The organism is Sphingomonas sp. AOB5 (genome assembly GCF_029433115.1).
Classification (GTDB): Bacteria; Pseudomonadota; Alphaproteobacteria; order Sphingomonadales; family Sphingomonadaceae; genus Sphingomonas.
On the sequence record NZ_JARNTV010000030.1, the window covers coordinates 1 to 23,423 of the forward strand.

Below are 23,423 nucleotides of genomic sequence, written 5' to 3' on the forward strand. Positions count from 1 at the left end.
GAGGCCCGCGCCGAGTTCGAGGCGGCGGCGGGGATGACGCAGAATACGCGGGCGCGGGCGTTCCTGCTGGGCCGGGCTGCGGCCTGCTAGCCGTCGCCCTCGAGCCCCGCCGAGAATGCGATGCGCAGCGCGTCGGACAGGCTGCGCACGCCCAGCTTGGCCATCAGGTTCGCGCGGTGGACCTCCACCGTGCGCGGGCTGATGCCCAGATCATAGGCGATGGTCTTGTTCGGATGGCCGCGCACCAACCCGCGCAGCACCTCGATCTCGCGCTGGGTGAGCACGCCGAGACGGGTCTGCGCCTCCTGCACCGAAGTCGCGGCCTCGACATTCTCGTTCAGCCGGTCGAACGCGCGCTCGATTGCGGCGAGCAGCACTTCCTTCTCGAACGGCTTCTCGATGAAATCCACTGCGCCGCCCTTCATCGCCACCACTGCGGTGGAGATGTCGCCATGGCCGGTCAGCACGATCACCGGCATCACCACGCCGCGCTTGTTCAGCTCAGCCTGAACCTCCAGCCCGTCCATCCCGGGCATGCGCACGTCGAGCAGGATGCAGCCCGGCGCCGCGCCGGCCGCGGCGGCCAGAAAGGCGATGCCGTCCTGATAGGTTTCGACTTCGAAGCCCGAGGTGCGCAGCATGAAGCTGGCCGATTTGCGGATCGCTTCCTCGTCGTCGACGATATGGATGGTGCGTAATCCGGTCATGCCGTCTCCTCTGTATCCGCGCCCATGATCGTGAACTGGAATATCGTGCCGCCGCCCGGCCGTGGTTCGGTCCAGATACGCCCGCCATGCGCTTCGACGATCGTGCGGCAGATCGAAAGCCCGAGACCCATGCCTTGTTCCTTCGTGCTCGCAAAGGCCTGGAAGAGCCTCGATGCGATCTGCCGGTCGATTCCGGGTCCCGTATCGGAAACCGAGATGCGCACCAGACCCTTGCCGCCCGGCCGCGCGGCGACGGTCAGTTCGCGTACCGGGCTGTCGGCCATCGCTTCGACCGCGTTGCGGATCAGGTTGACCAGCACCTGCTGGATCTGAATCCGGTCGACCAGCACCATGCCCACCTTGCCGCTGATGATGAAGTCTGCAGTGACGCCGCGTTCGCGTGCGCCGATCAGCGCGAGGCGGCTGGATTCGTCGATCAGCCTGGGCAGGTCCTCGACATGCTTCTCGACATCGCCGCGCGACACGAAATCGCGCAGGCGGCGGACGATGCCCCCCGGCGCGCAGCGCTTCCTTGGCAGATTCGCTGACCGCCTCGTGCAGCATCGATTCCAGCTCGGGCGAGCGGGTTTCGCGCTTGAGCAGGTCGCGCGCGGCCTCGAGATAATTGGCGATCGCGGTCAGCGGCTGGTTCAGCTCATGCGCCAGCGTCGAGGCCATGGTGCCCATGGCTGACAGGCGCGAGACATGGATCAGCTCCGACTGAAGCTCCTGCAGCTTCAGCTCGCCGCGTTGCTTCTCGGTCAGGTCGCGGATGAAGCCGGTGAAGACGCGGTGCCCGTCGGTATTGGCCTCGCCGACCTGCAGCTCCATCGGAAAATCGCTGCCGTTGCGGCGGCGGCCGGTCACGATCCGCCCGGTGCCGATGATGTGGCGCTCGCCGGTGACGAGATAGCGTTCGAGATAACCGTCGTGCCGCTGGCTGTCCGCCTCGGGCATCAGCATCGATACGTTGCGGCCGACCGTGTCGCTCTCGCTATAGCCGAACAGCCGCTCGGCGGCGGCGCTGAACGACAGGATCATGCCGCGTTCATCGATCACCACCATCGCATCGGGCACCGCCGCCAGGATCGAGCGGAGGTGTAGCGCGCTGCGCTCCAGCGCGCGTTCGGACGCCTTGCGATCGGTGATGTCGCTCAGCACCACGCCGAAACGCGGCAGCGAGCCATAGGCGCCGGGAATGACGGTGAGGGTCATGTCGGCAAGGAATTCGGTGCCGTCCTTGCGCACGCGCCAGCAGTCCTCGCGCAGCCGGCCCTTTTCCTCTGCCACGGCGATATCGGCGGCGGGGCGTCCTTCCTCGCGATCGTGATCGGGGTAGAGCAACGCCACCGGGCGATCGACGATCTCGGCGGCGCGCCAGCCGGTCATCAGTTCGGCGCCCGCGTTCCAGGTGTTCACCCGGCCGTCTGCGTCGAGCAGGAACAGCGCCCGATCGGTGTCGGTCTCGACGAACAGGCTGAGCGCCGCGGCTTCGTCGCTTGCGCGCTTCATGCGGCAGACCGGAGGGTAATGAGGTTCGGCCGGGTCATGGGAGCCAGCGATCATGGCGCGTGCCGGACGATATTACCAGTATGCCGGGCGGCATTGGCACCGATCCGGCCATAATGGCGGGCTTCCCCGATCCGGCGCGACAGGTTAGCCCGAGGCCATGACCCATCCCCCGATGATCGCCGGCCTCGAACTGGGCGGCACCAAATGCGTAGCGCTGCTCGCGAGCGGACCGGACGATGTGCGCGACCGTGTGACCGTGCCGACCACCGATCCCGCCACCACGCTGGCGGCGCTCGAAGCGGCGCTCGATCGCTGGGAATTCGACGCGGTGGGCGTGGCGAGCTTCGGCCCGCTGGAACTGGATCCTGCGAAATCCGACTATGGTGCGATCACGGCGACGACCAAGCCGGGCTGGACCGGCACCGATGTCTCGCGCCGGTTCGCCGCGCGCTTTGGCAAGCCGCTCGCGATCCAGACCGACGTCAATGGCGCGGCGCTGGCCGAGGGGCGCTGGGGTGCGGCGCAGGGACTGTCGAGCCATGTCTATATCACCATCGGCACCGGCGTCGGCGTCGGCACCGTCACCGGCGGCCAGCCAGTACAGGGCATGGCGCATGGCGAGGCGGGGCATATGCGGATCGCGCGCGCGGCCGGCGATGCGTTTGCGGGCTGGTGCCCCTTTCACGGCGATTGTGTCGAGGGGCTGATCGCGGGCCCTGCGCTGGCATCGCGGTTCGGCGTGAAGGGCGAAGCGCTGCCGGACGACGGGCCGGAATGGGATCTGTTCGTCCATGACCTTGCCGGGTTGCTCCACAATCTGGTCACCGCGCTCGCGCCCGAGCGGATCGCGATCGGCGGCGGGGTGATGAGCGCACGCGAGGCCCTGTTCGTTCCGCTGCGCGCGCGATTGGCGGCGAGCATCGGCGGATACGGATCGTTCGCCGGGCTGGACATGGATGCGCTGGTCGGCCCGCCGGGGCTGGGCGCGATGGCCGGCCCGATGGGCGCGATCGCGATGGGGCTGGCGGCGCTGGAGGGCTAGATCACGTCCATATCGACCTTGTAATGGTGCCACGCAAAGATGGCCACTGCGCCGCGATGCGGGCGCCAGGCTTCGGCCCATTCGCGGATCTGCTTTTCGCCGGGGCGTTCGGGATGGCCGAGGATGCGGCCGATCTCGATCTGGACGGCCAGATCGCCCGCGGGCCAGATGTCGGGTCTTCCTTCGGCGAACAGCAGATAGATTTCCGCGGACCAGCGGCCGATTCCCTTGATGCGGGTGAGGGCGGCAATAGCTTCCTCGTCATCCTCGGGCAGCGCGGCGAGATCGAGCCGCCCGCTGGTGACTTCGTCGGCAAGGCTGCGCGCATAAGCTGCCTTTTGCCGTGACAGGCCCGCGGTGCGCAGTTCCTCGTCGCTGGCGGCAGCGACGATATCCGGCCGGGTCAGGTCACCGAGCGCGGCGGCGAGCTTGTTCCAGATCGATTGCGCCGCGGCCACGCTGACCTGTTGACCGACGATGGTGCGCAGCAAGGTTTCGTACCCGCGGTCGCGGATGCGCGCTTCCGGATAGCCTGCACGCGCGATGGCACGGGCAAAGGCGGGTTCGTCCGCTGCGACCAAATCGATCGATTTTCTAATGGCGGCCTTACTTATTCCCATGGACCGCTGCCTTGCGCTGAAACGGGAACGGCGGCATGCACGCGGCCGAACAGGGAGAATATCATGCCGAAGCTTATCGTCGTGACCAGAGAAGGTGAAGAGCGCGAAGTCACGGGCGAAACCGGCCTTTCGGTGATGGAAGTGATCCGCGAGAACGGGTTCGACGAACTGCTCGCCCTGTGCGGTGGTTGCTGCTCGTGCGCGACCTGCCATGTGCATGTCGATCCGGAATTTGCTGCCAAACTCCCGCCGATGAGCGAAGACGAGGACGACCTGCTCGACAGCTCGTCGGACCGCAACGAGAATTCGCGCCTGTCGTGCCAAATCCAGATGTCCGACGAACTGGACGGCCTGCGCGTGACCATCGCCGCCGAGGATTGAGGCGCTGTTAAGCCCCTCCCTGAAGGGGAGGGGCTATTTGATCACCGCGGGGCCAGCCGCAGCACCGCGCTCGGCGCATCCTTCGACAGCGGGGTTACGCGCCACGTGATGACCGACTTGGTACCGGTCTTGGTCGCGCCATCCTCATTGTTCTGGCTGACGATCTCGGCATCGGTGGTGAGGGTGAAGGTGCCGTCCGCGGTGCTGTCCAGCCCACTGCCGCCGCCCGCGCCGGCCATGCCCATGCCCGACATGTCCTGCTTGGCGAAGCCCGGCGCCTTGACGCGGACCGTCTCCTTGCCGCGAAGTTCGATGGCGAGCCACGGGAAGACCATCGCCGCGTCCTGATTGAACGGATAGACGAAATTGTGCGTCAGCATGCCCGAGATCGAATAGTCGACGCGGAACTTGTTGCTGCCCAGATATTCGACGCTGTTGTAACCAGGCTCCTTGGCGAGCTGGACCGCCAGCTCGCGGAACTGCGCGTCGCGCTTCGCCTGCTTCTCGGCGTTGGTCTTGGCCTGCTCGGCGCTGTAATCTTCCGCGGGTTCGATCGCGTTGCCGGTCTCATCGGAATAGATGACCGAATTCTCCATCGCCATGTCGCCGCTGCCCGGCCCCATGCCGCTGGCACTGTCCGGATCGAGCGCGATGACTTCGCCCTTATAAGTGTAGGTGAAGCTGCGATCCTTGTTGATCGTCAGTGTCGAGACGAACTTGCCCGGCGTGAACAGGCAGCCCGCCAGCACCATCGGCACGATCAGCACCGCCGCAACGGCACGAACCCAATGCTTCATCTCTCCACTCCCCCGGTTCAGCCCCGCACCGCGATCGCATAGAGCGCGATGGCCGCGGCGTTCGAAACGTTCAGGCTCTCGACCTTATGCGAGATCGGCAGCTTGGCAAGCTGATCGCAATGCGCCTCGGTATTCTGGCGCATGCCTTCGCCCTCGGCACCCAGCACCAGCGCGATGCGGTTCTCGCCGATCGTGTCGGCCAGCGTGGCATTGGCGTGTCCGGTCAGGCCGACGCGCCAGAAACCAGCCTCGGCGATCTCGTCCATCGCGCGGGCCAGATTGACCACGCGCACCCAGGGCACGGTTTCCAGGGCGCCCGATGCAGCTCGGGCGACGGTGCCCGATTCGGGTGGGGAATGACGGTCCTGCGTGACGATGCCCAGCGCATCGAACGCCGCGGCCGAACGCAGGATCGCGCCGACATTGTGCGGATCGGTTACCTGATCGAGCAGCAGCAGCGGACGGCGATCGCCTTCGCCCTGCGCCAGCAGATCGCCCAGCCACATATCCTCGAGCGGATCGACTTCGGCGACCAGCCCCTGATGCGGCGCGTCGCCGGGGACGAGGCGGCCGAGATCGGCGGCATCGGCAAAGGTGATCGGAATCGATGCCGGGATGTCGAGATGCGCCAGCGCTTCCCGCGTCCCCCAGATCTTGCGCACCATGCGCTCGGGATTCTCCAGCGCGGCGAGCACCGGGTGACGGCCATAGAATCGCGGCCGGCCGGGGGCCGCAACGCTGGGGCGGTGTCCGCGGCGTGCCATCAGGAATCGGCCTTCGGTTCGGTGGGGATGGGCATGCGCGGCAAGGGCTTGTCCGAATTGGCGGCGTTCCACAGGAACACGGCGAGGATGGTGGCACCCTGACGCATGTCGCCGGCCTTCAGGTGATCGAAGGTGTCGACGCTGGTGTGGTGCAGGCGGCTGCCATAGTCGAGCGGGTCCTGGATGAACTGGAAGGCGGGGATGCCGACCGCGTCGAAAAAGACGTGATCGGTGCCGCCGACGCCGCGCATCGCGACCATCGCGCCCATCGAGGGATCCGCGGCCAGGAACGGCGCGAACCATTCCTTGAAGATCGGCACGACATCGGCATTGCCCTGCACGTTGATGCCGCGGATCCTGCCCGATCCATTGTCGAGGTTGAAATAGGCCGCCAGCTTCGAATGGCCGGCTAGGGGCGTGATCGGCCAGCGGTACATCCAGCCGGTATATTTCGCGAGGCCGGTCTGCGGCGTGGCGGGCGCGGCGCGGGTGGCGATGTGGCGCTCGACATAGTCGATCGAGCCGAGCAGGCCCTGTTCCTCGCCCGCCCACAGCGCGAAGCGGATGGTGCGCTTGGGCTTGGGCATCTTGGAGAGGATGCGCGCGGCCTCCATCACCATCGCGACGCCCGCAGCATTGTCGGCAGCGCCGTCGCCCGCGGCCCAGCTGTCCATATGCGCGCCGGCCATCACATATTCGCCCGACCGGCTGGTGCCCTTGATGTCGGCGATGATGTTGTAGGCCTTGGTGTCGCTGTCGTCGAAGCGCACGTCCGAATTGATCTCGAGCGTCGGCGCGGCGCCGCCGGCCTCCAGACGGGCGAGGCGGCGATAATCCTCCGCCGCGATCTCGATGCCCGGCAGGGCGATCGTGTCACCCACGCCGAACTGATAGCCGCTGCCATGCACCAGCTTGCCGTCGCGCGGCGACATGGTGGCATAGGCGACCGCGCCTTCGGAGACGAGGAAGTCGCTCAGCTGCCTGGGATAGCTCAGCCGGGCGATCTCGCGCTCGGTCGAACGGGGATTGTAGCTGGGCTTGCGATACGAATCGAAGGTCGACAGCTCGTTCGCGGTCCAGCGCTTGAACGGCGCCTCACGCGGCTCGCTGCCTTCATTGGGGCGGGTGATCAGGACAACCTTGCCCTTCAGCTTGCCGCGCCATGCCTCGAAGTCGCTCGCCTCGCGAATCGGGGCGACGATCACTGGCGCGGTGATCGTGCCGTTGGTGGCGGGGGTCCAGGTGATCGGAATCGCGGTGAGCTGGATCGGGCGCGGGCTGACCATGCGCACGCTCGAACGCTCGATCCACCAGCCGCGGCCGAAATCGAATCCCTCGCGATGGACATTGGTGAGGCCCCAGCCAGTGAACTGGCCCAGCGTCCAAGCCTCGGCCGCGCGCATGCCCGGCGAATTGGTGAGGCGCGATCCGATCCGGTCGGTCAGCCAGGCGGCGATCGGCATGACGTTGGAGCGATTGCTGCCTTCGTCGATGATTCGATCGAGCGGGGTCTGGGCGGCAGGCTGCGCCGCAGGGGCGGTCTGTGCCGCGAGCGGGGCCGGAAGAATCAGCGAGGCGGCGACGGCGTATGAGATCAGAGCGCGCATGAGGCTCCACATTCTTGAGATGAAAGGATGCGCGGGACGCTATGCGTCGATGGAAGCGCGCGCAAGGCGTTGACAGCATGGGTCTGCTTCGGCAATGGCACCGCTCCCCGAGCGGGCGCCTCAAGGACAGGTGGCCGAGTGGTTAATGGCAGCAGACTGTAAATCTGCCCGCGAGAGCGTACGCTGGTTCGAATCCAGCCCTGTCCACCACCGCCCGCTCGGGCTTCGCATCCGCCCTTCGATGCGGCAGGATGCCCCAAGGGGGATTTCCATGATCGAGCATCTCACACTGGAATCGTTCCTGCCGCATGTCGGCACCAGCTTCGACGTGACGGTGCAGGGCTATGACGAAGTGTTGACCCTTGTCGATGCCGAGGGGGGCAAGCACGAAACCTCTTCCGAGTTTCGTCAGCCGTTCCGGTTGCTGCTGCGGGGAAGCCGCAAGGACCTCTACATCAATCAGGGCAGCCTCGAGCTGCGTCATCCCGTGATGGGCACGATGATGCTGGACATGTCGCCGATCGGGAAGTGCGACGACGGCACCTTCGAATATTATATCGGCTTCAGCTGAGGCTGGCGTCGCCTGGCCGATTTAGGCCGGCCGGTGTCGCGGGATCCATAACGCACGACGCCCCGCAGGCATGGCCGGCGGGGCGCGTACTCGTCCGGTGTCGCGTCAGTTACGCGACGGGAAGATGCCTTGCAGCGCGATGCAATAGAGCAGCACCAGATAGGGCTGTTCGTTGTTGTGCGGCTGGCTGCCGCCCGCGACCTGGATCATCAGCGGATCCATCGCCACCGGATTGGTGAGCGGCGGTACCTTCCAGGCCGAACCGATCGCGGCGCTGGGTGCGAAACGGGTCATCTGCACGCCGGCCACCGGCGTCGTGACCATATTGTCGTTGCCGGTCGTATCCAGCTTGGCGTCCGGCGCGTGGGTGTGGATCGGCATTTCGGTGCTGATCAGCGTCACCGTTGCCGTGCCGATCTGCTCGCCCAGAACATAATCGCTGAGGCCAGGCCCCTGGCCCGAAGAGATCATCGACGCGCCCTGAAGGTTCGGCAGACCAAAGGTGGTTTGCCCGTTCCCGCCATAGGTCGTGCCGAGGATCGAGAACAGCGCGGTGTTCTGCGCGATCGACAGCAACTGGCCGTTGCAGACGGCCCAACCGAGCGGAGCGAAGGTGAATCCGACGGCGCGGATCTCAGCAATGAAAGGATCAGCCATATCTTATCTCCAGTTCGCGTCTCAGTTCTGGGACGGGAAAATGCCTTGCAGCGCGATGATGTAGTTGATCGCGAGAATCGGCATGAGGTTCTCGTGCGGCTGGCTGCCGCCGGCGGTTCCGATCGAAGCGGTTCCGATCGGGGCGTCCGTCTGCGTGCCGACATTGGGCGGAAGATAGAATTTTCCGCCATTCTTCGGCGCGGCGGGAACGCGACCCGTGGGGACGGGTGACGCCGCCTCGTTCGCCGATGCGACCACCACATGGGTATGGGCGGGCATGGTCTGAATGGTCAGCGTAACCGTTTCCGTACCGGACTGCTCACCCAGGGTGCGATTGGTCAGGCCCGGACCCTGGCCCTGACTGAGCGCAAGCCGGCCGCGCAGGTCGGGAAGGGCGAAGGTGGTGATGCCGTCGCCGCCATAGGTGGTGCCGAGCAGCGCGAACAGTGCGTTGTTCTGTGCGATCGACAGCAACTGGCCGTTGCACAGCGCCCAGAAACGCGGCGCGAAATTGCCGGCGAAGGGCCGGAGTTCTCCAAGATAAGGATTGCTCATCGTCTGATCCTTGAAATTGCGGTTTCCGGAGCCGTGCTCAGTTGCGCGACGGGAAGATGCCCTGAAGCGCGATGCAATAGGCGAGCACCAGATAGGGCTGCATATTGTTGTGCGGCTGCGATCCGCCGGTGATGCCCAGCGTCGTCGTCGCCAGCGCGACCGGGTTCGCGTTCGGCGCGTAGAGACCGGCGGGATTGCCCGCCGAACGGCCGGCTGCCAGGAAATTATTTGTCGGCGGAGGGTTGGTGGCACCATCCGCCGACGCGAACCACTGGTGGTTATGCATCGGCATCTGGCTCTGGAGCAGCGTGACCGTTTCGGTGCCCGCGACCTGGCCCTGAACATAGGTGCCGTTCTGGGCAGTGCCCTTGATCGCGCGGCCGCGCAGGTCGGGCAACGCGAAGGTGTTCACGCCGTTGCCGCCATAGGTGGTGCCGAGCAGCGAGAACAACGCCGTGTTCTGCGCGATCGACAGGAGCTGGCCCGCGCAATAGGCCCAGGTCTTCGGCGCGAAATTATACGGAAACAGGCGAACTTCGCCTAGGAATTGCTGGCTCATCGATAGCCTCCCCGTTCAAGAACGTCATGCCCGCGACTCCGCAACCGGAGCCGCAACGAACGCGGACATAGGGCTACTGTAGCAACGGCCCGTCGCAAAGCCTCTTTCGTGCCAAAAGCGAATTATTCTCGCGGCGTAACTACTGCAGTTGCGAAGAGACGCGGTATCGGACGGTTACTCCGGACTCCTCTCATCATTTATGACCCGCTCCGGCGCGGCCAGCGCGGCTGGAATGCCGTCGATGCTATCCAGTCGAAACCCTGCTTCCGGCGCGTCGCCATCGGCAGGTTCCACCTGCCATGGCCCGGCGATCGGCTCGCCCGGACCTTCTTCGGGCAAGGCGTGAAGATGATCGATCATCGTGGCGAATTGTCGAAGCGACCCCATGCGACCCCCTGCTAGTCCCATAGCCTCTAGTTCTTGGACTATGCCTGAATAACAGGTTCGAATCGCAGTGGTTCCTCCCAATTTACAGTTAACGCGATCTAAAGAACGATTACGATTCAGAGAACGGCATCGACCAGTTGCCGGAAAGCTCGAGCGCGATGACTGATCGCGTGCTTGGCATCCGGGTCCATTTCGCCGAACGTCTCTTCGCCTTCGAGCGGCAGGAACATCGGATCATAGCCGAAGCCGCGGTCGCCGCGCGGCGGCCACACCAGCGACCCATCGACCCGTCCTTCGAACCATTCGATATGCCCGTCGGGCCAGGCAAGCGCGAGCGCGCAGATAAAGTGCGCATCGCGCGAGGTTTCAGGCGGAAGAGCGGCGAGGCGGTCTTCGATGCGCTGCATCGCAACAGAAAAATCCTTGCTTTCGCCGGCCCAGCGCGCCGAAAAAATTCCCGGCTCGTCGCCCAACGCCTCGACGCACAGGCCGCTATCGTCGGCCAGTGCGGGCAAGCCGGACAGGTCGGCGGCCTGCAGTGCCTTCAGCTCGGCATTGGCGACGAAGGTCGTTCCCGTCTCTTCCGGCTCGGGCAGGTCCAGCTCGGCGGCCGAAACCGGCTCGATCCCATAGGGACCGAGCAGCGCGCGGATCTCGCGCACCTTGCCGGGATTGTGGCTGGCGATGACCAGCTTGCCCGGCACCAGCTTGCGGATTGCCTGGCGCGGGGCGGTTTCTTCCTGATCGCTTTCGTCGTTCATGCAACGGCCTTCAGCTGGGCGGCGAAAATGTCCTTCGCGCCGATGCGGGCGAGGCGGAGCAGGCGGAGCAGCTCTTCCTCGTCATAGCATGCGCCCTCGGCAGTCGCCTGCGCCTCGGCGATCTTGCCATCGGCGAGCAGGACGAAATTGCCGTCGGTCTCGGCGTTCGAGTCCTCGTCATAATCGAGGTCGAGCACCGGAGTTCCCTTGAAGATCCCGCACGAGACCGCTGCGACCTGCTGGATGATCGGATCCTTTTCGAGCTGGCCGGTGGCGAGCAGCTTGTTCACCGCGATGCGCAGCGCGACCCAGGCGCCGCTGATCGACGCGGTGCGGGTGCCGCCATCGGCCTGGATCACGTCGCAGTCGAGCGTGATCTGGCGCTCGCCCAGCAGCTTCAGATCGGTGACCGCGCGAAGCGAGCGGCCGATCAGGCGCTGGATTTCCTGGGTGCGGCCCGACTGCTTGCCCTTGGCCGCCTCGCGGCTGCCGCGGGTATGGGTCGCGCGGGGCAGCATGCCATATTCGGCGGTAACCCAGCCTTCGCCCTTGCCGCGCAGCCAGGGCGGAATCCGCTCTTCGATGCTGGCGGTGACCAGCACCTTGGTATCGCCGAAGCCGATCAGCACCGAACCTTCCGCATGGCGGGTGAAGTTGGGTTCGATGGTGATGGTGCGCATTTCGTCGGGGGCGCGGCCGGATGGGCGCATCTTAGTCAGTCTCCTGCAAGGTTTGACCGGGCAACTAGGCGCTTGTTGGTTGCGGCGCCAGCCCGCTCCCCCACCCGGCCACCCAACGGAAGTGTATTCTATGGGTGGCCGGGTGGGGGAGCGGGCTGGCGCCGCACTAGACAACAAGAGATCGAACGCGCCAGTCTATGCGGGCGATCCGTGGGAGAAGAACGATGCGTTGGATGATCCTGGGCGTGGCGGCACTGGCTCTGGCGGGGTGTTCGCGCACCGAGGCCCCGAAGCCGATCCCGATCGAAAGCGATTCGATCACCTATGCGACCGGACCCTGTTTCGGCCGCTGCCCGGTGTTCACGATCACCGTGCGGCCTGATGGCAGCGGCATCTTCACCGGCAAGCAGTTCACTGCGGTCACCGGCGAGCGCGCGTTCAAGCTGACGCCCGCCGAATATCAGGCCTTTGCCGGTCGGCTTCAGCCCTATCGCCCCGAAACCGGCGAGCGGCGCTATTCGCACGGCGAAAAGGGCTGCGAGCAGGCGGTCACCGACATGCCCAGCGTCGATATTCGCTGGACCCGCGCGATCGGCGACAGCCAGGGGCTTTACTTCTATTATGGCTGTGTCGGCGAGAAGAACCGCCCCATGGCCGACGCGCTGGGCAGCGCCCCCGACGACATCCCCGCACTGGAGGCGCTGATCGGCGAACGGCCGTGAAACGTTGCCGGGGGTGACCGTCGTCCCTACATGCCCGGCATGATCTCGCCGCCGATCCATGAACTGACCGACCGCGCGCGCGACGTGTTCCGGATTCTGGTCGAATCCTATCTCGACAATGGCGCGCCGGTCGGATCGCGGACGATCTCCAAAATCTCCGGTTTGAACCTTTCTCCCGCGTCGATCCGCAATGTGATGCAGGATCTGGAGGAGCTGGGCCTGCTCGCCGCGCCGCATACCAGCGCGGGGCGGATGCCCACGGACATCGGTCTTCGCCTGTTCGTAGACGGCATGATGCAGGCCAACGAGCCTTCGCCCGAGGAACGCGCGGCGATCGAGGCGCGGGCCGAACTGGGCGGGCCGGTCGAAGAGGCCTTGGCCAACACCGCGGCGGCGCTGTCCGGCCTGTCGGCCTGTGCCGGCATGGTGCTGGTGCCCAAGCGCGAGCCGGTGCTGCGCCAGTTCGGCTTCGTGCCGCTGGCTGCCGATCGCGCGCTGGCAGTGCTGGTGGGCGACGACGGATCGGTCGAGAACCGCGTGGTCGACCTGCCCGGCGGCATGGACCCCTCGTCGTTGCAGCAGGCGGCCAATTATCTGAGCGCGACGCTGGCCGGATCGACCTTGAGCGAGGCGCGGGCGCGGATCGAGCGCGAGATCCGCGACGGCCGCGCGGCGCTGGACAGTGCAGGTGCCACGCTGGTCGAGCGCGGACTGGCGGTGTGGAGCGAGGATAGCGGCCACCGCCCGGTGCTGATCGTGCGCGGCCAGGCGCAGTTGATCGATTCGGGCGCGGCCGAGGATCTGGACCGGGTGCGGCAATTGCTCGACGAGCTGGAGGGCAAGGAAGAGATTGCCCGGCTGCTCGACAGCGCGCGCGAAGGCGAGGCGACGCGCATTTTCATCGGATCGGAAAACAAGCTGTTCGCGTTATCGGGATCGTCGGTGATCGCAAAGCCGGTGCGGGCGATGGACGGCCGCGTGGTCGGCGTGGTGGGCGTGATCGGGCCGACGCGGTTGAACTATGCGCGAGTCGTGCCCATGGTGGATTTCACGGCGGCGACGATGGCGCGCCTTCTCAGGTAATAGTAACGAAGCAACATGGCGAAAGACACGAAGATGGATACTGCGGACACCAACGAAGCGGAAACGCTGCGCGAGGAAACCGCCGAGGCTGCACCCGAAGTTGCGGAGCATGACCGCATCGGCGAGCTGGAAGCCGAACTGGCCGAGGCCAAGTCGGCAGTGATGTACGCGCAGGCCGAGACCCAGAATGTCCGCCGCCGCGCCGAGAAGGAAGCCGCCGACGCGCGCACCTATGCCGCAACCCATTTCGCGCGCGACATCCTGTCAGTGGCCGACAATGTCGCCCGCGCGCTGGCTGCGATCCCCGCTGAGCTGCGCGAGGACGAGAAGCTGAAGGGCCTCGTTATCGGGCTGGAAGCGACCGGCCGCGAGCTGGATTCGGTGTTCGGCCGCCACGGCATCACCAAGATCGAGGCGCTGGGCGAAACGCTCGACCCCAACCGGCACCAGGCGATGATGGAAGTGCCGTCGGACAAGGCGCCGGGCACGATCGTGCAGGAAATCCAGTCGGGCTACATGATCAAGGACCGCCTGCTGCGTCCCGCGCTGGTGGGCGTGGCGAAGGCGGGGTAACCCGACCGACTGCTGATGTGTAAGGGGCCGGGCGCAATCCCGGCCCTTTTGCGTTAGGGGATCAAAGCCCGGAAGCAGGTAGCTTCGTCATCGAGAGCATTCGCTCCACGATCACCTGACGCGGGTATGCGCCAAGATGGCCGAACGTGCCGTCGCACAGTGCGCGGCGGCCGATGAATTCGCCGCGATATTTTCCCGACGCCAGCTCCGGGGTTCCGGGCGCCGCCGTCAGCCAGATGTTGATTTCATAGTCTTTATCATCCGGAAGCTTCGAGGCTCCCGGAAAGAAATCCGAGACCTCGAAGCCGGTCTGCCACACACCGCTCATGCGTTCCGGGGCGGAGAAGGGCCAGCATTTCAGGTCGCCGACATAGTTGCCTGGTTTCACATCGCCGCCGAAGCAGCGGTCGATCACCGCCTTTGGTTCGGCCAGAGCGCGGCACTCCGCCGCGCTGGGCAGTGGGGCGGGGCCGCACGAGACCAGCAGCCATGGCAGAAGTGTCAGGGAGCGCCGCATCGCGCGGACGCTATCAGCGTTTCGTGGCGCGCTCCAAACGGAACCATCGCGGCGGATAGGCGGAAGATGTGGCGGACGGCGATTCCCTCGCCTATCTCCCCCCGCATGTCGCGCTTCGATTCCGTCCCAAATCGCCGTGCCATCATCGACCGGCGCGTGCTGGCGGATGCGCTTGCCACGCTCGAGGCGAAGGATACGACCGCGCTGCGCCAGGCCGGCGCGCGGATGCTCAAGGATGCGCTGACCGCGGGCTGGGCGGAAATCGACCGGCGCCTGCTGGAGCATCCCGGCCGCGGGCTGGAGAGCGCGGCGGCAGGTGCGTTCCTGACCGATCAGTTGCTGCGGCTGCTGTGGGATTTCACCGTCCAGCGGCTGCACCGCAATCCCAATCCCACCGCGGCCGAGCGCATGGTGCTGATCGCGGTCGGCGGATACGGGCGCGGCGAAATGGCGCCGCATTCGGATATCGATATCGGCTTCCTGACGCCGTGGAAGGTCACCGGCTGGTGCGAGCAGGTGATCGAATCGATGCTCTATTCGCTGTGGGACATGCAGCTGAAGGTCGGCCATTCCTCGCGCTCGCTCGACGAGATGGTGCGTCAGGCCAAGGCCGATGTGACCGTCTGCACCGCGCTGCTCGAAGGGCGGTACGTCTGGGGCGACATGCCGCTGTATGACGAGGCCGCGGCGCGCTTTAAGGCCGAGGTGCAGCACGATACCGCCCGCACCTTCATCGCCCAGAAGCTCGCCGAGCGCGATGCGCGGCACAAGAAGATGGGCGACAGCCGCTATGTCGTCGAACCCAATGTGAAGGAAGGCAAGGGCGGTCTGCGCGATCTGCATGCGCTCTTCTGGATCGGCAAGTTCGCGTACAATGTCCGCGAACCGGCCGAACTGGTCGAGGCCGGGCTGCTGACCAAGCTCGAATTCCGCCAGTTCCACCGCGCCGAGAATTTCCTGTGGGCGGTGCGCTGTCACCTCCACGCCATTGCCGGGCGCGCCGAGGACCGGCTGACCTTCGACCTGCAGCGCGAGATCGCCGAGCGGATGCGCTATTCGGACCGGCCGGGGAAGTCGAAGGTCGAGCGCTTCATGCACTTCTACTTCCTCCAGGCGAAGACGGTGGGCGACCTGAGCGGCGTGTTCCTGGCGCATCTGGACGAGAAATTCGCCGCGCGTGGCCGGCGTTTCGGCTTGCCGACGCTGTTCCGAAGCCCGCGCAAGCTGAAGGGCTTCACGCTGGAGCGCGGGCGGCTGGCGATCCCGCGGGAGAGCTTCTTCCAGGAGGACCCCGTCCGGCTGATCGAGCTGTATCAGCTGGCCGATCTGCACGGACTCGAGATCCATCCGCTGACGGTGCGTGCGGCCTCGCGGGATGCAAAGCTGGTCGACGATGTGCGCACCGATGCCCGCGCCAACGCGCTGTTCCTCGACGTGCTGACGTCCCCACGCGATCCCGAGACGGTGTTGCGCTGGATGAACGAGGCGGGCGTGTTCGGCCGGTTCGTGCCCGACTTTGGCCGTGTCGTCGCGCAGATGCAGTTCGACATGTACCACCATTATACGGTGGACGAGCATTCGATCCGCGCGATCGGGCTGCTCAACCAGATCGAGAAGGGCGAGCTGAAGGAGGATCATCCGCTCGCCTCCGGCATCTTCGCGCAGGTCGTGTCGCGGCGAGTGCTGTTCGCGGCGGTACTGCTGCACGACATTGCCAAGGGGCGCGGTGGCGACCATTCGATCCTGGGCGCGCAGGTGGCCGAGCGGCTGTGCCCGCGGCTGGGGCTGAGCGCAGCCGAGACCGAGACGGTGGCGTGGCTGGTGCGGCACCATTTGCTGATGTCGGCGACTGCGTTCAAGCGCGACCTGAGCGACTTCAAGACGATCCTCGACTTTGCCGAGATGGTGCAGAGTCCCGAGCGGCTTCGCCTGCTCCTGCTGCTGACCGTTGTCGATATCCGCGCGGTGGGGCCGGGCGTGTGGAACAGCTGGAAGCGCCAGCTGCTCGCCAATCTCTATGATTCCGCCGAGGAAGTGCTGCGGCTCGGCCACAAGCAGAAGGGGCGGAGCGAGCGCGTCGCGGCCAAGCAGGAAACGCTGGCCGGGATGCTCGGCTGGGACGAGAAGCGCATGGCCGCGTTCCGCAAGCGGCTGACCGAACCATACTGGATCGCCGAGCCGCTCGACGTGCTGGAACGCAATGCGCGGCTGATCGATGCGGCTGGCAAGTCGCAGCTGTCGATCGAGGCGCAGGTCTATCCCGAGCGCGGCGCGACGCTGGTTACGGTCTATGCGTCGGACCATCCGGGCCTGTTCTACCGCATTGCCGGGGCGATCCATGTCGCGGGCGGCAACATCATCGACGCGCGCATCCACACCACGCGCGACGGCATGGCGCTCGACAATTTCCTCGTCCAGGACCCGCTCGGCCGGCCGTTCGACGAGGATGTGAAGCTGAAGCGGATCAAGGACGCGATCGCCGATGCGCTGGCCAACCGTTCGAAACTGTCGGACCGGTTGAAGTCACGCCCGCTGCCGCGCCTGCGCGCCGACGCGTTCACGATCGAACCCAACGTGCTGATCGACAACAAGGCGTCGAACCGTTTCACCGTGGTCGAGGTGAATGCCCGCGACCGGCCGGCGTTGCTCTACACGCTGGCGCATGCGCTGTTCCAGTCGAAGGTGACGATCCACTCCGCGCATGTCGCCACCTATGGCGAACGCGCGGTCGATACCTTCTACCTGACCGACCTGATCGGCGATAAGATCGATTCGGCCTCGCGGCTCAAGACGATCGAGCGACGGTTGCTCGAAGCCGCGGCGGGCGACGGGAGCGTTGCCCAGGCGGCCTGAGACGGGAGAGACAAGATGCCGGTAGTTGGAATGGGTGGCCTGTTCTTCCGTGCGAAGGATCCCGACGCGCTCAACGCCTGGTATCGCGAGCATCTGGACGTCGGCGCCGGCTGCAACTCGACCGGCGAGGGCGAGCCCGACGAATGGTTCTGGAAGGTGACGGGCGGCCCGATGGTGTTCGCGCCGTTCAAGGAAAGCACCGACTATTTCGCCGCCGACAAGCAGTTCATGATCAACCTGCGGGTCAGCGACCTCGACAGCCTGCTGGAGCAGCTCAACGCCGCGGGCATCGACATCATCGTGAAGCCCGAATGGAATTCGCCCGAAACCGGCAGCTTTGCGCGGATCCACGATCCCGAGGGCAATGCGATCGAGCTGTGGGAGCCCCCGGCGGCGTGAGCAAGCTGATCGGCGAACTGCTGGTCATCGCGGTGGCAGCGCTGATCGGAGCCTGGTATTTCAGGCGAGGCAAGCGGCGCGGATAAGCCAAACGCAAAGGGCGGAGCCGCAGCCCCGCCCTTCATATCCTCACGGATGGTCCCGCCGTTACTTCGGCGAGATCACCATCAGCATCTGACGGCCTTCCATGCGCGGATAGGATTCGATCTTCGCGATCTCGACCGTGTCGTCCTGCACGCGCTTGAGCAGCACCATGCCGAGCTGGCCGTGCGAAAGCTCGCGGCCGCGGAAGCGCAGGGTGATCTTCACCTTGTCGCCTTCGCCGATGAATTTGTGGATCGCCTTCATCTTCGTATCATAGTCATGATCGTCGATGTTCGGACGCATCTTGATCTCCTTGATCTCCTGCGTCTTCTGGCTCTTGCGGGCGAGGTTGGCCTTTTTCTGGGCCTCGTACTTGAACTTGCCGACGTCGAGGAACTTCGCGACGGGCGGATCCGCGTTGGGCGACACCTCGACCAGGTCCAGGCCGTGCTCGGCCGCCTGCTCGATCGCCTCGCGGGTGTACATCACGCCGAGATTCTCGCCTTCATGATCGATCACCCGCACCTTGGGCGACTGGATGAATTCATTGAAGCGCGGGCCGTTCATCGGCGGAGGCGCCAACGGGCGCCGGGTCATGGGAGGACGTATAAGACTTGCTCCTGTAGCAATTTACATTCTTGGGCGGCCAGATAACGCAGAAATGCGCGATCCGGTAGCCCGGGCCGCGTCATTGAGCGAAAATCCCGCGCACTGTGGCGCCGGGGTGACGTGTATATCGGTACGCGGCATGCGGCTGGCAAGCCCGGTACGACGAAAGCATTGCCGGGAAATTACCATTTCCCAACCTTTGGCAAACGTCAGTTCGCTGTCAGGCAGCGGGCTTACCCCACCCGTTCGACGCAAGCATCCGACTCCCCGGCAGCATGCGCCAGACAAGGGGTTTCATGAAGAGCATCCATATCCCGAACGTGAATGCGCGCTATTGGTGCGCGATCGCCATGGCCAGCCTGTTCGGCACCAATCTGGGCGATCTGTGGGCGCACAATAGCGGCCTGCACAAGCTGGTCGGCCTCATCCCGCTCGCGCTGCTGGCGGCGGTGGTGTTCGCGCTGGAGCGCCGCGACCGGGCGCCGCGCGAACTCTATTACTGGCTGGTGATCGCCATCATTCGCACCGGGGCGACCAATATCGCCGACTATTTCAAGAAGGTGATCTCATGGCCGGTCTTCGGCGCGATCCTGGCGGTGCTGATGATCGGCACCGCGCTCTGGTCGCTGCAAAGCCTGAACAACGCGAGTAGCGAGGAAGCTGAAGCAGAACGCCATGGCATGCCGCAGGCGGGCACCGCCTATTGGTGTGCGATGCTGACCGCAGGCGTGCTCGGGACCTTCTATGGCGACGTCGCATGGAAGGCGATCGGCATGGCGCCGGCGTCGCTGGCGCTGGGCATCCTGCTGCTCGGCGCGATCGGCCTGTGGTCGGGCCTGAAGGGGCACCGGTTCTGGCTGTACTGGCTGGTGGTCGCGATCGCGCGGACCTTCGGCACGGCGGCGGGCGATTTCCTTGCCGAGGATCCGATGGTCGGGCTCGACCTGGTCACTTCGACGCTGATCACCGGCGCGGTCTTTGTCGGCCTGCTGGCGACATGGCGCGGCGGGAAGGCAGTGCCGCTGCGCGAAGCGGCCTGAGGCGTAAGGCCCGCGAGCCGGTCCGGGAACCGGCCCGCGGGCCTTCGCTTATTTCAGATCGGGCGCGGTCGCGTCGCCGGTCAGCAGTGCAACCGCTTCATCGAGCGGCATGAACTGCTGCCGCTCGCTGCCGAGCTGGCGGAGTGCCACGGTGCCTTCCTCGGCCTCGCGCTTGCCCACCACCAGCAGGTTCGGGACCTTGGCCACCGAATGCTCGCGCACCTTGTAGTTGATCTTCTCGTTGCGCAGATCGGTCTCGACGCGGATGCCCGCGGCCTGCAGCTTCGCCGCAACCTGCTTCGCATAGTCGTCGGCGTCGGAGACGATGGTGGCGACCACGGCCTGGGTCGGGGCGAGCCAGACCGGCAGCTTGCCCGCGAAATGCTCGATCAGGATGCCGATGAAGCGCTCATAGGATCCGAAGATCGCGCGATGGAGCATCACCGGGCGATGGCGCTCGCCATCCTCGCCGACATAGGACGCGTCGAGGCGCTCGGGCAGCACGCGGTCGGACTGGATCGTGCCGACCTGCCAGGTGCGGCCGATGGCGTCGGTCAGGTGCCATTCGAGCTTCGGCGCATAGAAGGCGCCTTCGCCGGGGAGCTCCTCCCAGCCATATTCCTCGGTTGCCAGCCCCGCACGGACCACCGCGTCGCGCAGCTCGTTCTCGGCCTTGTCCCAGTCCGCTTCGGAGCCGAAACGCTTCTCTGGGCGCAGCGCCAGCTTGATCGAATATTTGAAGCCGAAGTCGCGATAGATCCGGTCAGCCAGCTTGCAGAAGGCCTGCACCTCCTCGACGATCTGGTCCTCGCGGCAGAAGATATGCGCATCGTCCTGCGTGAACTGGCGGACGCGCATCAGCCCGTGCAGCGCGCCGTGCGGCTCGTTGCGGTGGCAGCAGCCATTCTCATAGAGGCGCAGCGGCAGATCGCGGTACGACTTGATCCCCTGACGGAAGATCAGGACGTGCGCGGGACAGTTCATCGGCTTCAGCGCCATCCACTGCGCATCGTCGCTGACGATCGGACCCTCATCCTCGGTATTGGGCACTTCGTCGGGGATGACGAACATGTTCTCGCGATACTTGCCCCAATGGCCGGACTGCTCCCACTGGCGGGCGTCCATCACCTGCGGCGTCTTCACCTCGAGATAGCCGGCATCGTCGATCGCGCGGCGCATATAGGCTTCGAGCTGGCGCCAGATGACGAAGCCCTGCGGATGCCAGAACACGCTGCCATGCGCTTCCTGCTGCAGGTGGAACAGGTCCATTTCCTGCCCCAGCTTGCGATGGTCGCGCTTGGCGGCTTCCTCCAGCCGGGTCAGATGCTCTTCCAGCTGCTTCTTGTTCAGCCAGCCGGTGCCATAGATGCGGCTGAGCATCGCGTTCTTCTGATCGCCGCGCCAATAGGCGCCCGACACGCGCGTCAGCTTGAACGCGTTGGGATCGACCTTGCCGGTGGAGGCCAGATGCGGGCCGCGGCACATGTCGAGCCACGCGTCCTCGCCCTTGCCGGCGCGATAGACGGTCAGTTCCTCGCCCTCGGGAAGCTCCTGCGCCCATTCGGCCTTGAAGCTCTCGCCCTCGGTCTGCCAGCGCGCGATCAGATCGGCGCGCGACCAGACTTCGCGGATCAGCGGCTGATCGGCAGCGATGATCTTGCGCATCTCGGCTTCGATCGCGGGCAGGTCCTCCTCGGTGAAGGGCCGGTCCTTGGGCGCGAAGTCGTAATAGAAGCCGTCGTCGGTCGAGGGGCCGAAGGTGATCTGCGTGCCGGGGAAAAGGCTCTGCACCGCTTCGGCCAGGATATGCGCATAATCGTGGCGGACGAGCTCGAGCGCGTCCTTCTCGTCCTTCGACGTCACCAGCGCGAGCTGGGAGTCGCCCTCAAACGGGCGCATGATGTCGCGCAGCTCGCCATCGACGCGCGCGGCGATTGCCGCCTTGGCCAGCCCCGGACCGATCGCCGCGGCGATGTCCGCCGGGGTAGTCCCCGGGGCTACCTCGCGGACGGAACCGTCGGGCAGCGTAATGCGGAACATCTCGGACACGGGAATGACTTTCTCTTCGGGGGAATGGCGCGGCTTATGCCCGCGCGCGGGAGCGTTAGGCAAGGCGCTCATTATACACCCGCCAGCAATGCGAGGTCCGCTGCGCACATCCCGTCCCGCTCACCGCGCAGGTTCGCTTCGACATAGGCCATCAGGCTGTGCGCATCGGCCAGCGCGTTGTGCGGCCGCGCGCTGGCCGACGCGGTATCGAAACCGGGCAGGTCCAGCAGCAGGCAGCGAAACTGCAGCGGATCGTTGCGCCGCCCATGGCCGCGCATCAGCAGATTGAAGAAATGGACGAGGTCCTCTGGCCAGTCGGCGATGAAGCTGTGCGGACCGTCATCCTTGCGCAGGAACTTCTGAAGCCGTTTGGTCGCGTTTGCACGGTCGACCGGCTCCTTGTCGAGGAACGGCATCACATGCTCGCCGACCCACGGCACGATCAGTTCGTGCGCGTGCAGCACTTCATAGAATTCGGCGCCGTCCTGCCGCACCAGCGCGATGCTGATCGGCTGGCCGCCGCTGCCGTTGAACTCGGTATCGATGTAATAGCGCATGGCGTTGCTCGCTGGCGCTGCGACGAGAAACGGGAGCGAGTGAGAAGCGCCGGCTCACCCGTTCCCGGGTGAGGCCGCGGCGCGTTCTAGATGCGCACGACGACCGCCCGGAGAACCGGGGTGGTGGTAGTCGTAAGGGCCGGATGGCGCTGCATGCCGGGTTATATAGGTTGAATTCCGCTCAGCGGCCAGACCCCGTATGTCAGGACTGTCGGGCGGGTCTCGCTCATCCGGATCTCGGGCTGGGCGGCGAGTCACGCGGTTGTCCGAAAACCGTCGCACAAGGTGATTCGGGGACGCGAAAATCCGGGAATCGGGGACAATGAACATTTCGCAGGGGCGCTATTATCAGCGCCGCTATGCCGAGGAACTCGCCGCATGCCGCCGCGCCGTGACGCCGGAGGCGGCGGCACGGCGCGGGGCGCTGGTGATTTCCTTTGCCGACAAGCTCAAGGGGCTGGGCATCGCGCCGACGCCGCCGATGCCACCTGCGACGGAAACCCGCCGCTGGATCCTCGAGCTGGAATAGATCAGCCGCCTAGATTCAGCGGGCGCCGTTGAGCATCGCGAACACCTGATCGAACTGGCCGTTGCGCTCGGCATTGCGCAGGATGCCGACGCGCTCGACGGTGATTTCGGCCGGGGTCGGCTGGCGAGCGAACAGCGCAATCGTCTCGTCCATGAAGGCGTCGAGCGGCATCATGTTGGGATCGGCGGCATGGCCGGGCATCAGGTCGGTCTGGACGCCCGGAGGGGCGAGTTCGATCACCTCGATGCCGTCGCCTGCCAGCCGGTGGCGCAGCGATTGCGACCAGCTGTGGATCGCTGCCTTGGTCGCCGAATAGGTCGGTGTGGCGGCCAGCGGCACGAAGGCGAGGCCCGACGAGACGGTGACGATCGCGGCGTTTGCCCGGGCACGCAGGTGCGGCAGCAGCGCCGAGGTCAGCCGGATCGGGCCGAGCAGGTTGGTGGCGACGGTCGCTTCGGCGGTGGTCAGGAAATCGCCGGAGAGGTCCTCGGCGACCATGATTCCTGCATTGTGGATCACGACGTTCAGTTCGGGATGATCGCGTACAAGCTGTTCGGCAAAGGCCGGGATCGCGGCGGCATCGGCGATGTCGAGCACGGCGACCGAGATGCCCGGCGCAGCGGCGGCCACTTCGTCCAGCGCGTCGCGGCGGCGGCCGGCGACGATCACCTTGTTGCCCTGTGCCGCGAAGCGCAGCGCCAGCTCGCGGCCGATGCCCGACCCGCCGCCGGTGATGAGGATGGTGTTGCCCGTGGATTTCATGACTGCGGTTCCTTTCATGGCTTGGTCCGCAGCCCAGATAGCGCTA

At 65.7% G+C, this 23,423-nt stretch carries 27 protein-coding genes, 1 tRNA gene and 1 pseudogene; 11 read left to right on the forward strand and 18 right to left on the reverse strand.

All coding sequences use genetic code 11. The features are described 5' to 3' along the window. Positions 1-86 precede the first annotated feature (86 nt). The 3 genes and pseudogenes from P1X14_RS13430 to P1X14_RS22115 form a co-directional block, all read right to left on the reverse strand. A complete protein-coding gene (locus P1X14_RS13430; protein ID WP_277315893.1) occupies positions 87-707 on the reverse strand; it encodes a response regulator transcription factor in 621 nt (206 codons plus the stop codon). Continuing rightward, positions 704-1,060 carry an ATP-binding protein gene (locus tag P1X14_RS22110; protein ID WP_346770457.1) on the reverse strand — a complete coding sequence of 119 codons (357 nt, stop codon included), beginning with the start codon at positions 1,058-1,060 and terminating at the stop codon, positions 704-706. Before P1X14_RS22110 ends, P1X14_RS13430 begins: the two co-directional genes overlap by 4 nt. Before the next feature lie 256 nt (positions 1,061-1,316). After that, positions 1,317-2,273, reverse strand: a pseudogene (locus tag P1X14_RS22115) (PAS domain S-box protein); the annotation flags it as partial. Between the two features lie 103 nt (positions 2,274-2,376). On the opposite strand from P1X14_RS22115, the gene P1X14_RS13440 reads away from it, so the two are divergent. After that, positions 2,377-3,261, forward strand: a complete 885-nt coding sequence (locus P1X14_RS13440; protein WP_277315894.1) for an ROK family protein — start codon at positions 2,377-2,379, stop codon at positions 3,259-3,261. Here P1X14_RS13440 and P1X14_RS13445 read toward each other — a convergent pair. Beyond that, entirely contained in the window at positions 3,258-3,881 is a 624-nt protein-coding gene (locus P1X14_RS13445; RefSeq protein ID WP_277315895.1) for a DNA-3-methyladenine glycosylase 2 family protein, read from the reverse strand. The genes P1X14_RS13440 and P1X14_RS13445 overlap by 4 nt on opposite strands. Before the next feature lie 63 nt (positions 3,882-3,944). Between P1X14_RS13445 and P1X14_RS13450 the strand changes: the two genes are divergently transcribed. Continuing rightward, a complete protein-coding gene (locus tag P1X14_RS13450) occupies positions 3,945-4,262 on the forward strand; it encodes a 2Fe-2S iron-sulfur cluster-binding protein (RefSeq protein ID WP_277315896.1) in 318 nt (105 codons plus the stop codon). Positions 4,263-4,303: 41 nt separating this feature from the next. On the opposite strand, the gene P1X14_RS13455 is transcribed toward P1X14_RS13450, so the two are convergent. The 3 genes from P1X14_RS13455 to P1X14_RS13465 are packed head-to-tail and all read right to left on the reverse strand — an operon-like array spanning position 4,304 to position 7,430. After that, entirely contained in the window at positions 4,304-5,059 is a 756-nt protein-coding gene (locus P1X14_RS13455; protein WP_277315897.1) for a hypothetical protein, read from the reverse strand. A gap of 17 nt (positions 5,060-5,076) precedes the next feature. Further along, positions 5,077-5,823: a 23S rRNA (guanosine(2251)-2'-O)-methyltransferase RlmB gene (gene rlmB / locus P1X14_RS13460; RefSeq protein ID WP_277315898.1), complete on the reverse strand. Its 747-nt coding sequence runs from the start codon at positions 5,821-5,823 to the stop codon at positions 5,077-5,079. Continuing rightward, positions 5,823-7,430, reverse strand: coding sequence for a M20/M25/M40 family metallo-hydrolase (locus tag P1X14_RS13465; RefSeq protein ID WP_277315899.1), 1,608 nt, complete (start codon positions 7,428-7,430; stop codon positions 5,823-5,825). The genes rlmB and P1X14_RS13465 overlap by 1 nt, the downstream gene beginning before the upstream one ends. Positions 7,431-7,554: 124 nt before the next feature. Here P1X14_RS13465 and P1X14_RS13470 point away from each other — a divergent pair. Both P1X14_RS13470 and P1X14_RS13475 read left to right on the forward strand, forming a co-directional pair. Further along, positions 7,555-7,640, forward strand: a tRNA-Tyr gene (locus tag P1X14_RS13470). A 61-nt stretch (positions 7,641-7,701) separates the two neighbouring features. After that, positions 7,702-8,001, forward strand: coding sequence for a hypothetical protein (locus tag P1X14_RS13475; RefSeq protein ID WP_277315900.1), 300 nt, complete (start codon positions 7,702-7,704; stop codon positions 7,999-8,001). A 105-nt stretch (positions 8,002-8,106) separates the two neighbouring features. On the opposite strand, the gene P1X14_RS13480 is transcribed toward P1X14_RS13475, so the two are convergent. The 6 genes from P1X14_RS13480 to rph form a co-directional block, all read right to left on the reverse strand. Next, a complete protein-coding gene (locus P1X14_RS13480; protein ID WP_277315901.1) occupies positions 8,107-8,658 on the reverse strand; it encodes a tail fiber protein in 552 nt (183 codons plus the stop codon). 21 nt (positions 8,659-8,679) lie between these two features. Continuing rightward, positions 8,680-9,213, reverse strand: a complete 534-nt coding sequence (locus P1X14_RS13485; RefSeq protein ID WP_277315902.1) for a tail fiber protein — start codon at positions 9,211-9,213, stop codon at positions 8,680-8,682. Between the two features lie 37 nt (positions 9,214-9,250). Then, on the reverse strand, positions 9,251-9,772 hold the full coding sequence (locus P1X14_RS13490; protein WP_277315903.1) for a tail fiber protein: 522 nt from the start codon (positions 9,770-9,772) through the stop codon (positions 9,251-9,253). 174 nt (positions 9,773-9,946) lie between these two features. Continuing rightward, positions 9,947-10,132, reverse strand: coding sequence for a hypothetical protein (locus P1X14_RS13495; RefSeq protein ID WP_277315904.1), 186 nt, complete (start codon positions 10,130-10,132; stop codon positions 9,947-9,949). A gap of 143 nt (positions 10,133-10,275) precedes the next feature. Beyond that, positions 10,276-10,920 carry an RdgB/HAM1 family non-canonical purine NTP pyrophosphatase gene (gene rdgB, locus P1X14_RS13500; RefSeq protein WP_277315905.1) on the reverse strand — a complete coding sequence of 215 codons (645 nt, stop codon included), beginning with the start codon at positions 10,918-10,920 and terminating at the stop codon, positions 10,276-10,278. Continuing rightward, positions 10,917-11,630, reverse strand: coding sequence for a ribonuclease PH (gene rph / locus P1X14_RS13505; RefSeq protein ID WP_277315906.1), 714 nt, complete (start codon positions 11,628-11,630; stop codon positions 10,917-10,919). The genes rdgB and rph overlap by 4 nt, the downstream gene beginning before the upstream one ends. 194 nt (positions 11,631-11,824) lie before the next feature. Here rph and P1X14_RS13510 point away from each other — a divergent pair, with 194 nt between their 5' ends. Genes P1X14_RS13510 through grpE form a run of 3 tightly spaced genes read left to right on the forward strand, consistent with a single transcriptional unit; the run spans position 11,825 to position 13,978 of the window. Continuing rightward, complete coding sequence (locus P1X14_RS13510) at positions 11,825-12,322, forward strand: DUF6438 domain-containing protein (protein ID WP_277315907.1); 498 nt, start codon at positions 11,825-11,827, stop codon at positions 12,320-12,322. Between the two features lie 39 nt (positions 12,323-12,361). Continuing rightward, complete coding sequence (hrcA, locus tag P1X14_RS13515) at positions 12,362-13,405, forward strand: heat-inducible transcriptional repressor HrcA (protein ID WP_277315935.1); 1,044 nt, start codon at positions 12,362-12,364, stop codon at positions 13,403-13,405. A gap of 15 nt (positions 13,406-13,420) precedes the next feature. Next, positions 13,421-13,978, forward strand: a complete 558-nt coding sequence (grpE, locus tag P1X14_RS13520) for a nucleotide exchange factor GrpE (RefSeq protein WP_277315908.1) — start codon at positions 13,421-13,423, stop codon at positions 13,976-13,978. A gap of 61 nt (positions 13,979-14,039) precedes the next feature. Here grpE and P1X14_RS13525 read toward each other — a convergent pair whose 3' ends face one another. Further along, positions 14,040-14,495: a hypothetical protein gene (locus tag P1X14_RS13525; protein WP_277315909.1), complete on the reverse strand. Its 456-nt coding sequence runs from the start codon at positions 14,493-14,495 to the stop codon at positions 14,040-14,042. A 105-nt stretch (positions 14,496-14,600) separates the two neighbouring features. Between P1X14_RS13525 and P1X14_RS13530 the strand changes: the two genes are divergently transcribed. Together P1X14_RS13530 and P1X14_RS13535 are read left to right on the forward strand one after the other, a co-directional pair. Beyond that, positions 14,601-17,348: a [protein-PII] uridylyltransferase gene (locus P1X14_RS13530; RefSeq protein ID WP_277315910.1), complete on the forward strand. Its 2,748-nt coding sequence runs from the start codon at positions 14,601-14,603 to the stop codon at positions 17,346-17,348. A 15-nt stretch (positions 17,349-17,363) separates the two neighbouring features. After that, on the forward strand, positions 17,364-17,747 hold the full coding sequence (locus P1X14_RS13535; RefSeq protein ID WP_277315911.1) for a VOC family protein: 384 nt from the start codon (positions 17,364-17,366) through the stop codon (positions 17,745-17,747). A gap of 147 nt (positions 17,748-17,894) precedes the next feature. On the opposite strand, the gene infC is transcribed toward P1X14_RS13535, so the two are convergent. After that, complete coding sequence (gene infC, locus P1X14_RS13540) at positions 17,895-18,428, reverse strand: translation initiation factor IF-3 (RefSeq protein ID WP_169557052.1); 534 nt, start codon at positions 18,426-18,428, stop codon at positions 17,895-17,897. Between the two features lie 308 nt (positions 18,429-18,736). Between infC and P1X14_RS13545 the strand changes: the two genes are divergently transcribed. After that, positions 18,737-19,480 (forward strand): hypothetical protein, encoded by a 744-nt coding sequence (locus tag P1X14_RS13545; protein ID WP_277315912.1) that lies wholly within the window; start codon positions 18,737-18,739, stop codon positions 19,478-19,480. Positions 19,481-19,528: 48 nt separating this feature from the next. Here the strand turns inward: P1X14_RS13545 and thrS are convergent, their stop codons facing one another. Both thrS and P1X14_RS13555 read right to left on the reverse strand, forming a co-directional pair. Continuing rightward, complete coding sequence (thrS, locus tag P1X14_RS13550; RefSeq protein ID WP_277315913.1) at positions 19,529-21,520, reverse strand: threonine--tRNA ligase; 1,992 nt, start codon at positions 21,518-21,520, stop codon at positions 19,529-19,531. Positions 21,521-21,600: 80 nt separating this feature from the next. After that, the gene (locus tag P1X14_RS13555) at positions 21,601-22,086 is read right to left on the reverse strand and encodes a hypothetical protein (RefSeq protein WP_277315914.1); all 486 of its coding nucleotides are present in this window, start codon (positions 22,084-22,086) and stop codon (positions 21,601-21,603) included. Between the two features lie 322 nt (positions 22,087-22,408). On the opposite strand from P1X14_RS13555, the gene P1X14_RS13560 reads away from it, so the two are divergent. Next, a complete protein-coding gene (locus P1X14_RS13560; protein ID WP_277315915.1) occupies positions 22,409-22,615 on the forward strand; it encodes a hypothetical protein in 207 nt (68 codons plus the stop codon). 15 nt (positions 22,616-22,630) lie between these two features. Here P1X14_RS13560 and P1X14_RS13565 read toward each other — a convergent pair whose 3' ends face one another. Next, positions 22,631-23,377 (reverse strand): SDR family oxidoreductase, encoded by a 747-nt coding sequence (locus P1X14_RS13565; protein WP_277315916.1) that lies wholly within the window; start codon positions 23,375-23,377, stop codon positions 22,631-22,633. Positions 23,378-23,423 lie beyond the last annotated feature (46 nt).

What these genes read in the sequence shown, in the direction of transcription:
- infC (WP_169557052.1), bottom strand. Translation starts at nt 18,428, where the DNA reads ATGACCCGGCGCCCGTTGGCGCCTCCGCCGATGAACGGCCCGCGCTTC.
- P1X14_RS13490 (WP_277315903.1), bottom strand. Translation starts at nt 9,772, where the DNA reads ATGAGCCAGCAATTCCTAGGCGAAGTTCGCCTGTTTCCGTATAATTTC.
- P1X14_RS13495 (WP_277315904.1), bottom strand. Translation starts at nt 10,132, where the DNA reads ATGATCGATCATCTTCACGCCTTGCCCGAAGAAGGTCCGGGCGAGCCG.
- P1X14_RS13555 (WP_277315914.1), bottom strand. Translation starts at nt 22,086, where the DNA reads ATGCGCTATTACATCGATACCGAGTTCAACGGCAGCGGCGGCCAGCCG.
- P1X14_RS13510 (WP_277315907.1), top strand. Translation starts at nt 11,825, where the DNA reads ATGCGTTGGATGATCCTGGGCGTGGCGGCACTGGCTCTGGCGGGGTGT.
- P1X14_RS13475 (WP_277315900.1), top strand. Translation starts at nt 7,702, where the DNA reads ATGATCGAGCATCTCACACTGGAATCGTTCCTGCCGCATGTCGGCACC.
- P1X14_RS13440 (WP_277315894.1), top strand. Translation starts at nt 2,377, where the DNA reads ATGACCCATCCCCCGATGATCGCCGGCCTCGAACTGGGCGGCACCAAA.
- P1X14_RS13465 (WP_277315899.1), bottom strand. Translation starts at nt 7,430, where the DNA reads ATGCGCGCTCTGATCTCATACGCCGTCGCCGCCTCGCTGATTCTTCCG.
- P1X14_RS13450 (WP_277315896.1), top strand. Translation starts at nt 3,945, where the DNA reads ATGCCGAAGCTTATCGTCGTGACCAGAGAAGGTGAAGAGCGCGAAGTC.
- P1X14_RS13535 (WP_277315911.1), top strand. Translation starts at nt 17,364, where the DNA reads ATGCCGGTAGTTGGAATGGGTGGCCTGTTCTTCCGTGCGAAGGATCCC.
- rph (WP_277315906.1), bottom strand. Translation starts at nt 11,630, where the DNA reads ATGCGCCCATCCGGCCGCGCCCCCGACGAAATGCGCACCATCACCATC.
- P1X14_RS13545 (WP_277315912.1), top strand. Translation starts at nt 18,737, where the DNA reads ATGAAGAGCATCCATATCCCGAACGTGAATGCGCGCTATTGGTGCGCG.
- P1X14_RS13445 (WP_277315895.1), bottom strand. Translation starts at nt 3,881, where the DNA reads ATGGGAATAAGTAAGGCCGCCATTAGAAAATCGATCGATTTGGTCGCA.
- P1X14_RS13530 (WP_277315910.1), top strand. Translation starts at nt 14,601, where the DNA reads ATGTCGCGCTTCGATTCCGTCCCAAATCGCCGTGCCATCATCGACCGG.
- P1X14_RS22110 (WP_346770457.1), bottom strand. Translation starts at nt 1,060, where the DNA reads ATGGTGCTGGTCGACCGGATTCAGATCCAGCAGGTGCTGGTCAACCTG.
- P1X14_RS13565 (WP_277315916.1), bottom strand. Translation starts at nt 23,377, where the DNA reads ATGAAATCCACGGGCAACACCATCCTCATCACCGGCGGCGGGTCGGGC.
- P1X14_RS13560 (WP_277315915.1), top strand. Translation starts at nt 22,409, where the DNA reads ATGAACATTTCGCAGGGGCGCTATTATCAGCGCCGCTATGCCGAGGAA.
- grpE (WP_277315908.1), top strand. Translation starts at nt 13,421, where the DNA reads ATGGCGAAAGACACGAAGATGGATACTGCGGACACCAACGAAGCGGAA.
- P1X14_RS13430 (WP_277315893.1), bottom strand. Translation starts at nt 707, where the DNA reads ATGACCGGATTACGCACCATCCATATCGTCGACGACGAGGAAGCGATC.
- P1X14_RS13455 (WP_277315897.1), bottom strand. Translation starts at nt 5,059, where the DNA reads ATGAAGCATTGGGTTCGTGCCGTTGCGGCGGTGCTGATCGTGCCGATG.
- thrS (WP_277315913.1), bottom strand. Translation starts at nt 21,520, where the DNA reads ATGTTCCGCATTACGCTGCCCGACGGTTCCGTCCGCGAGGTAGCCCCG.
- rdgB (WP_277315905.1), bottom strand. Translation starts at nt 10,920, where the DNA reads ATGAACGACGAAAGCGATCAGGAAGAAACCGCCCCGCGCCAGGCAATC.
- P1X14_RS13525 (WP_277315909.1), bottom strand. Translation starts at nt 14,495, where the DNA reads ATGCGGCGCTCCCTGACACTTCTGCCATGGCTGCTGGTCTCGTGCGGC.
- rlmB (WP_277315898.1), bottom strand. Translation starts at nt 5,823, where the DNA reads ATGGCACGCCGCGGACACCGCCCCAGCGTTGCGGCCCCCGGCCGGCCG.
- P1X14_RS13485 (WP_277315902.1), bottom strand. Translation starts at nt 9,213, where the DNA reads ATGAGCAATCCTTATCTTGGAGAACTCCGGCCCTTCGCCGGCAATTTC.
- hrcA (WP_277315935.1), top strand. Translation starts at nt 12,362, where the DNA reads ATGATCTCGCCGCCGATCCATGAACTGACCGACCGCGCGCGCGACGTG.
- P1X14_RS13480 (WP_277315901.1), bottom strand. Translation starts at nt 8,658, where the DNA reads ATGGCTGATCCTTTCATTGCTGAGATCCGCGCCGTCGGATTCACCTTC.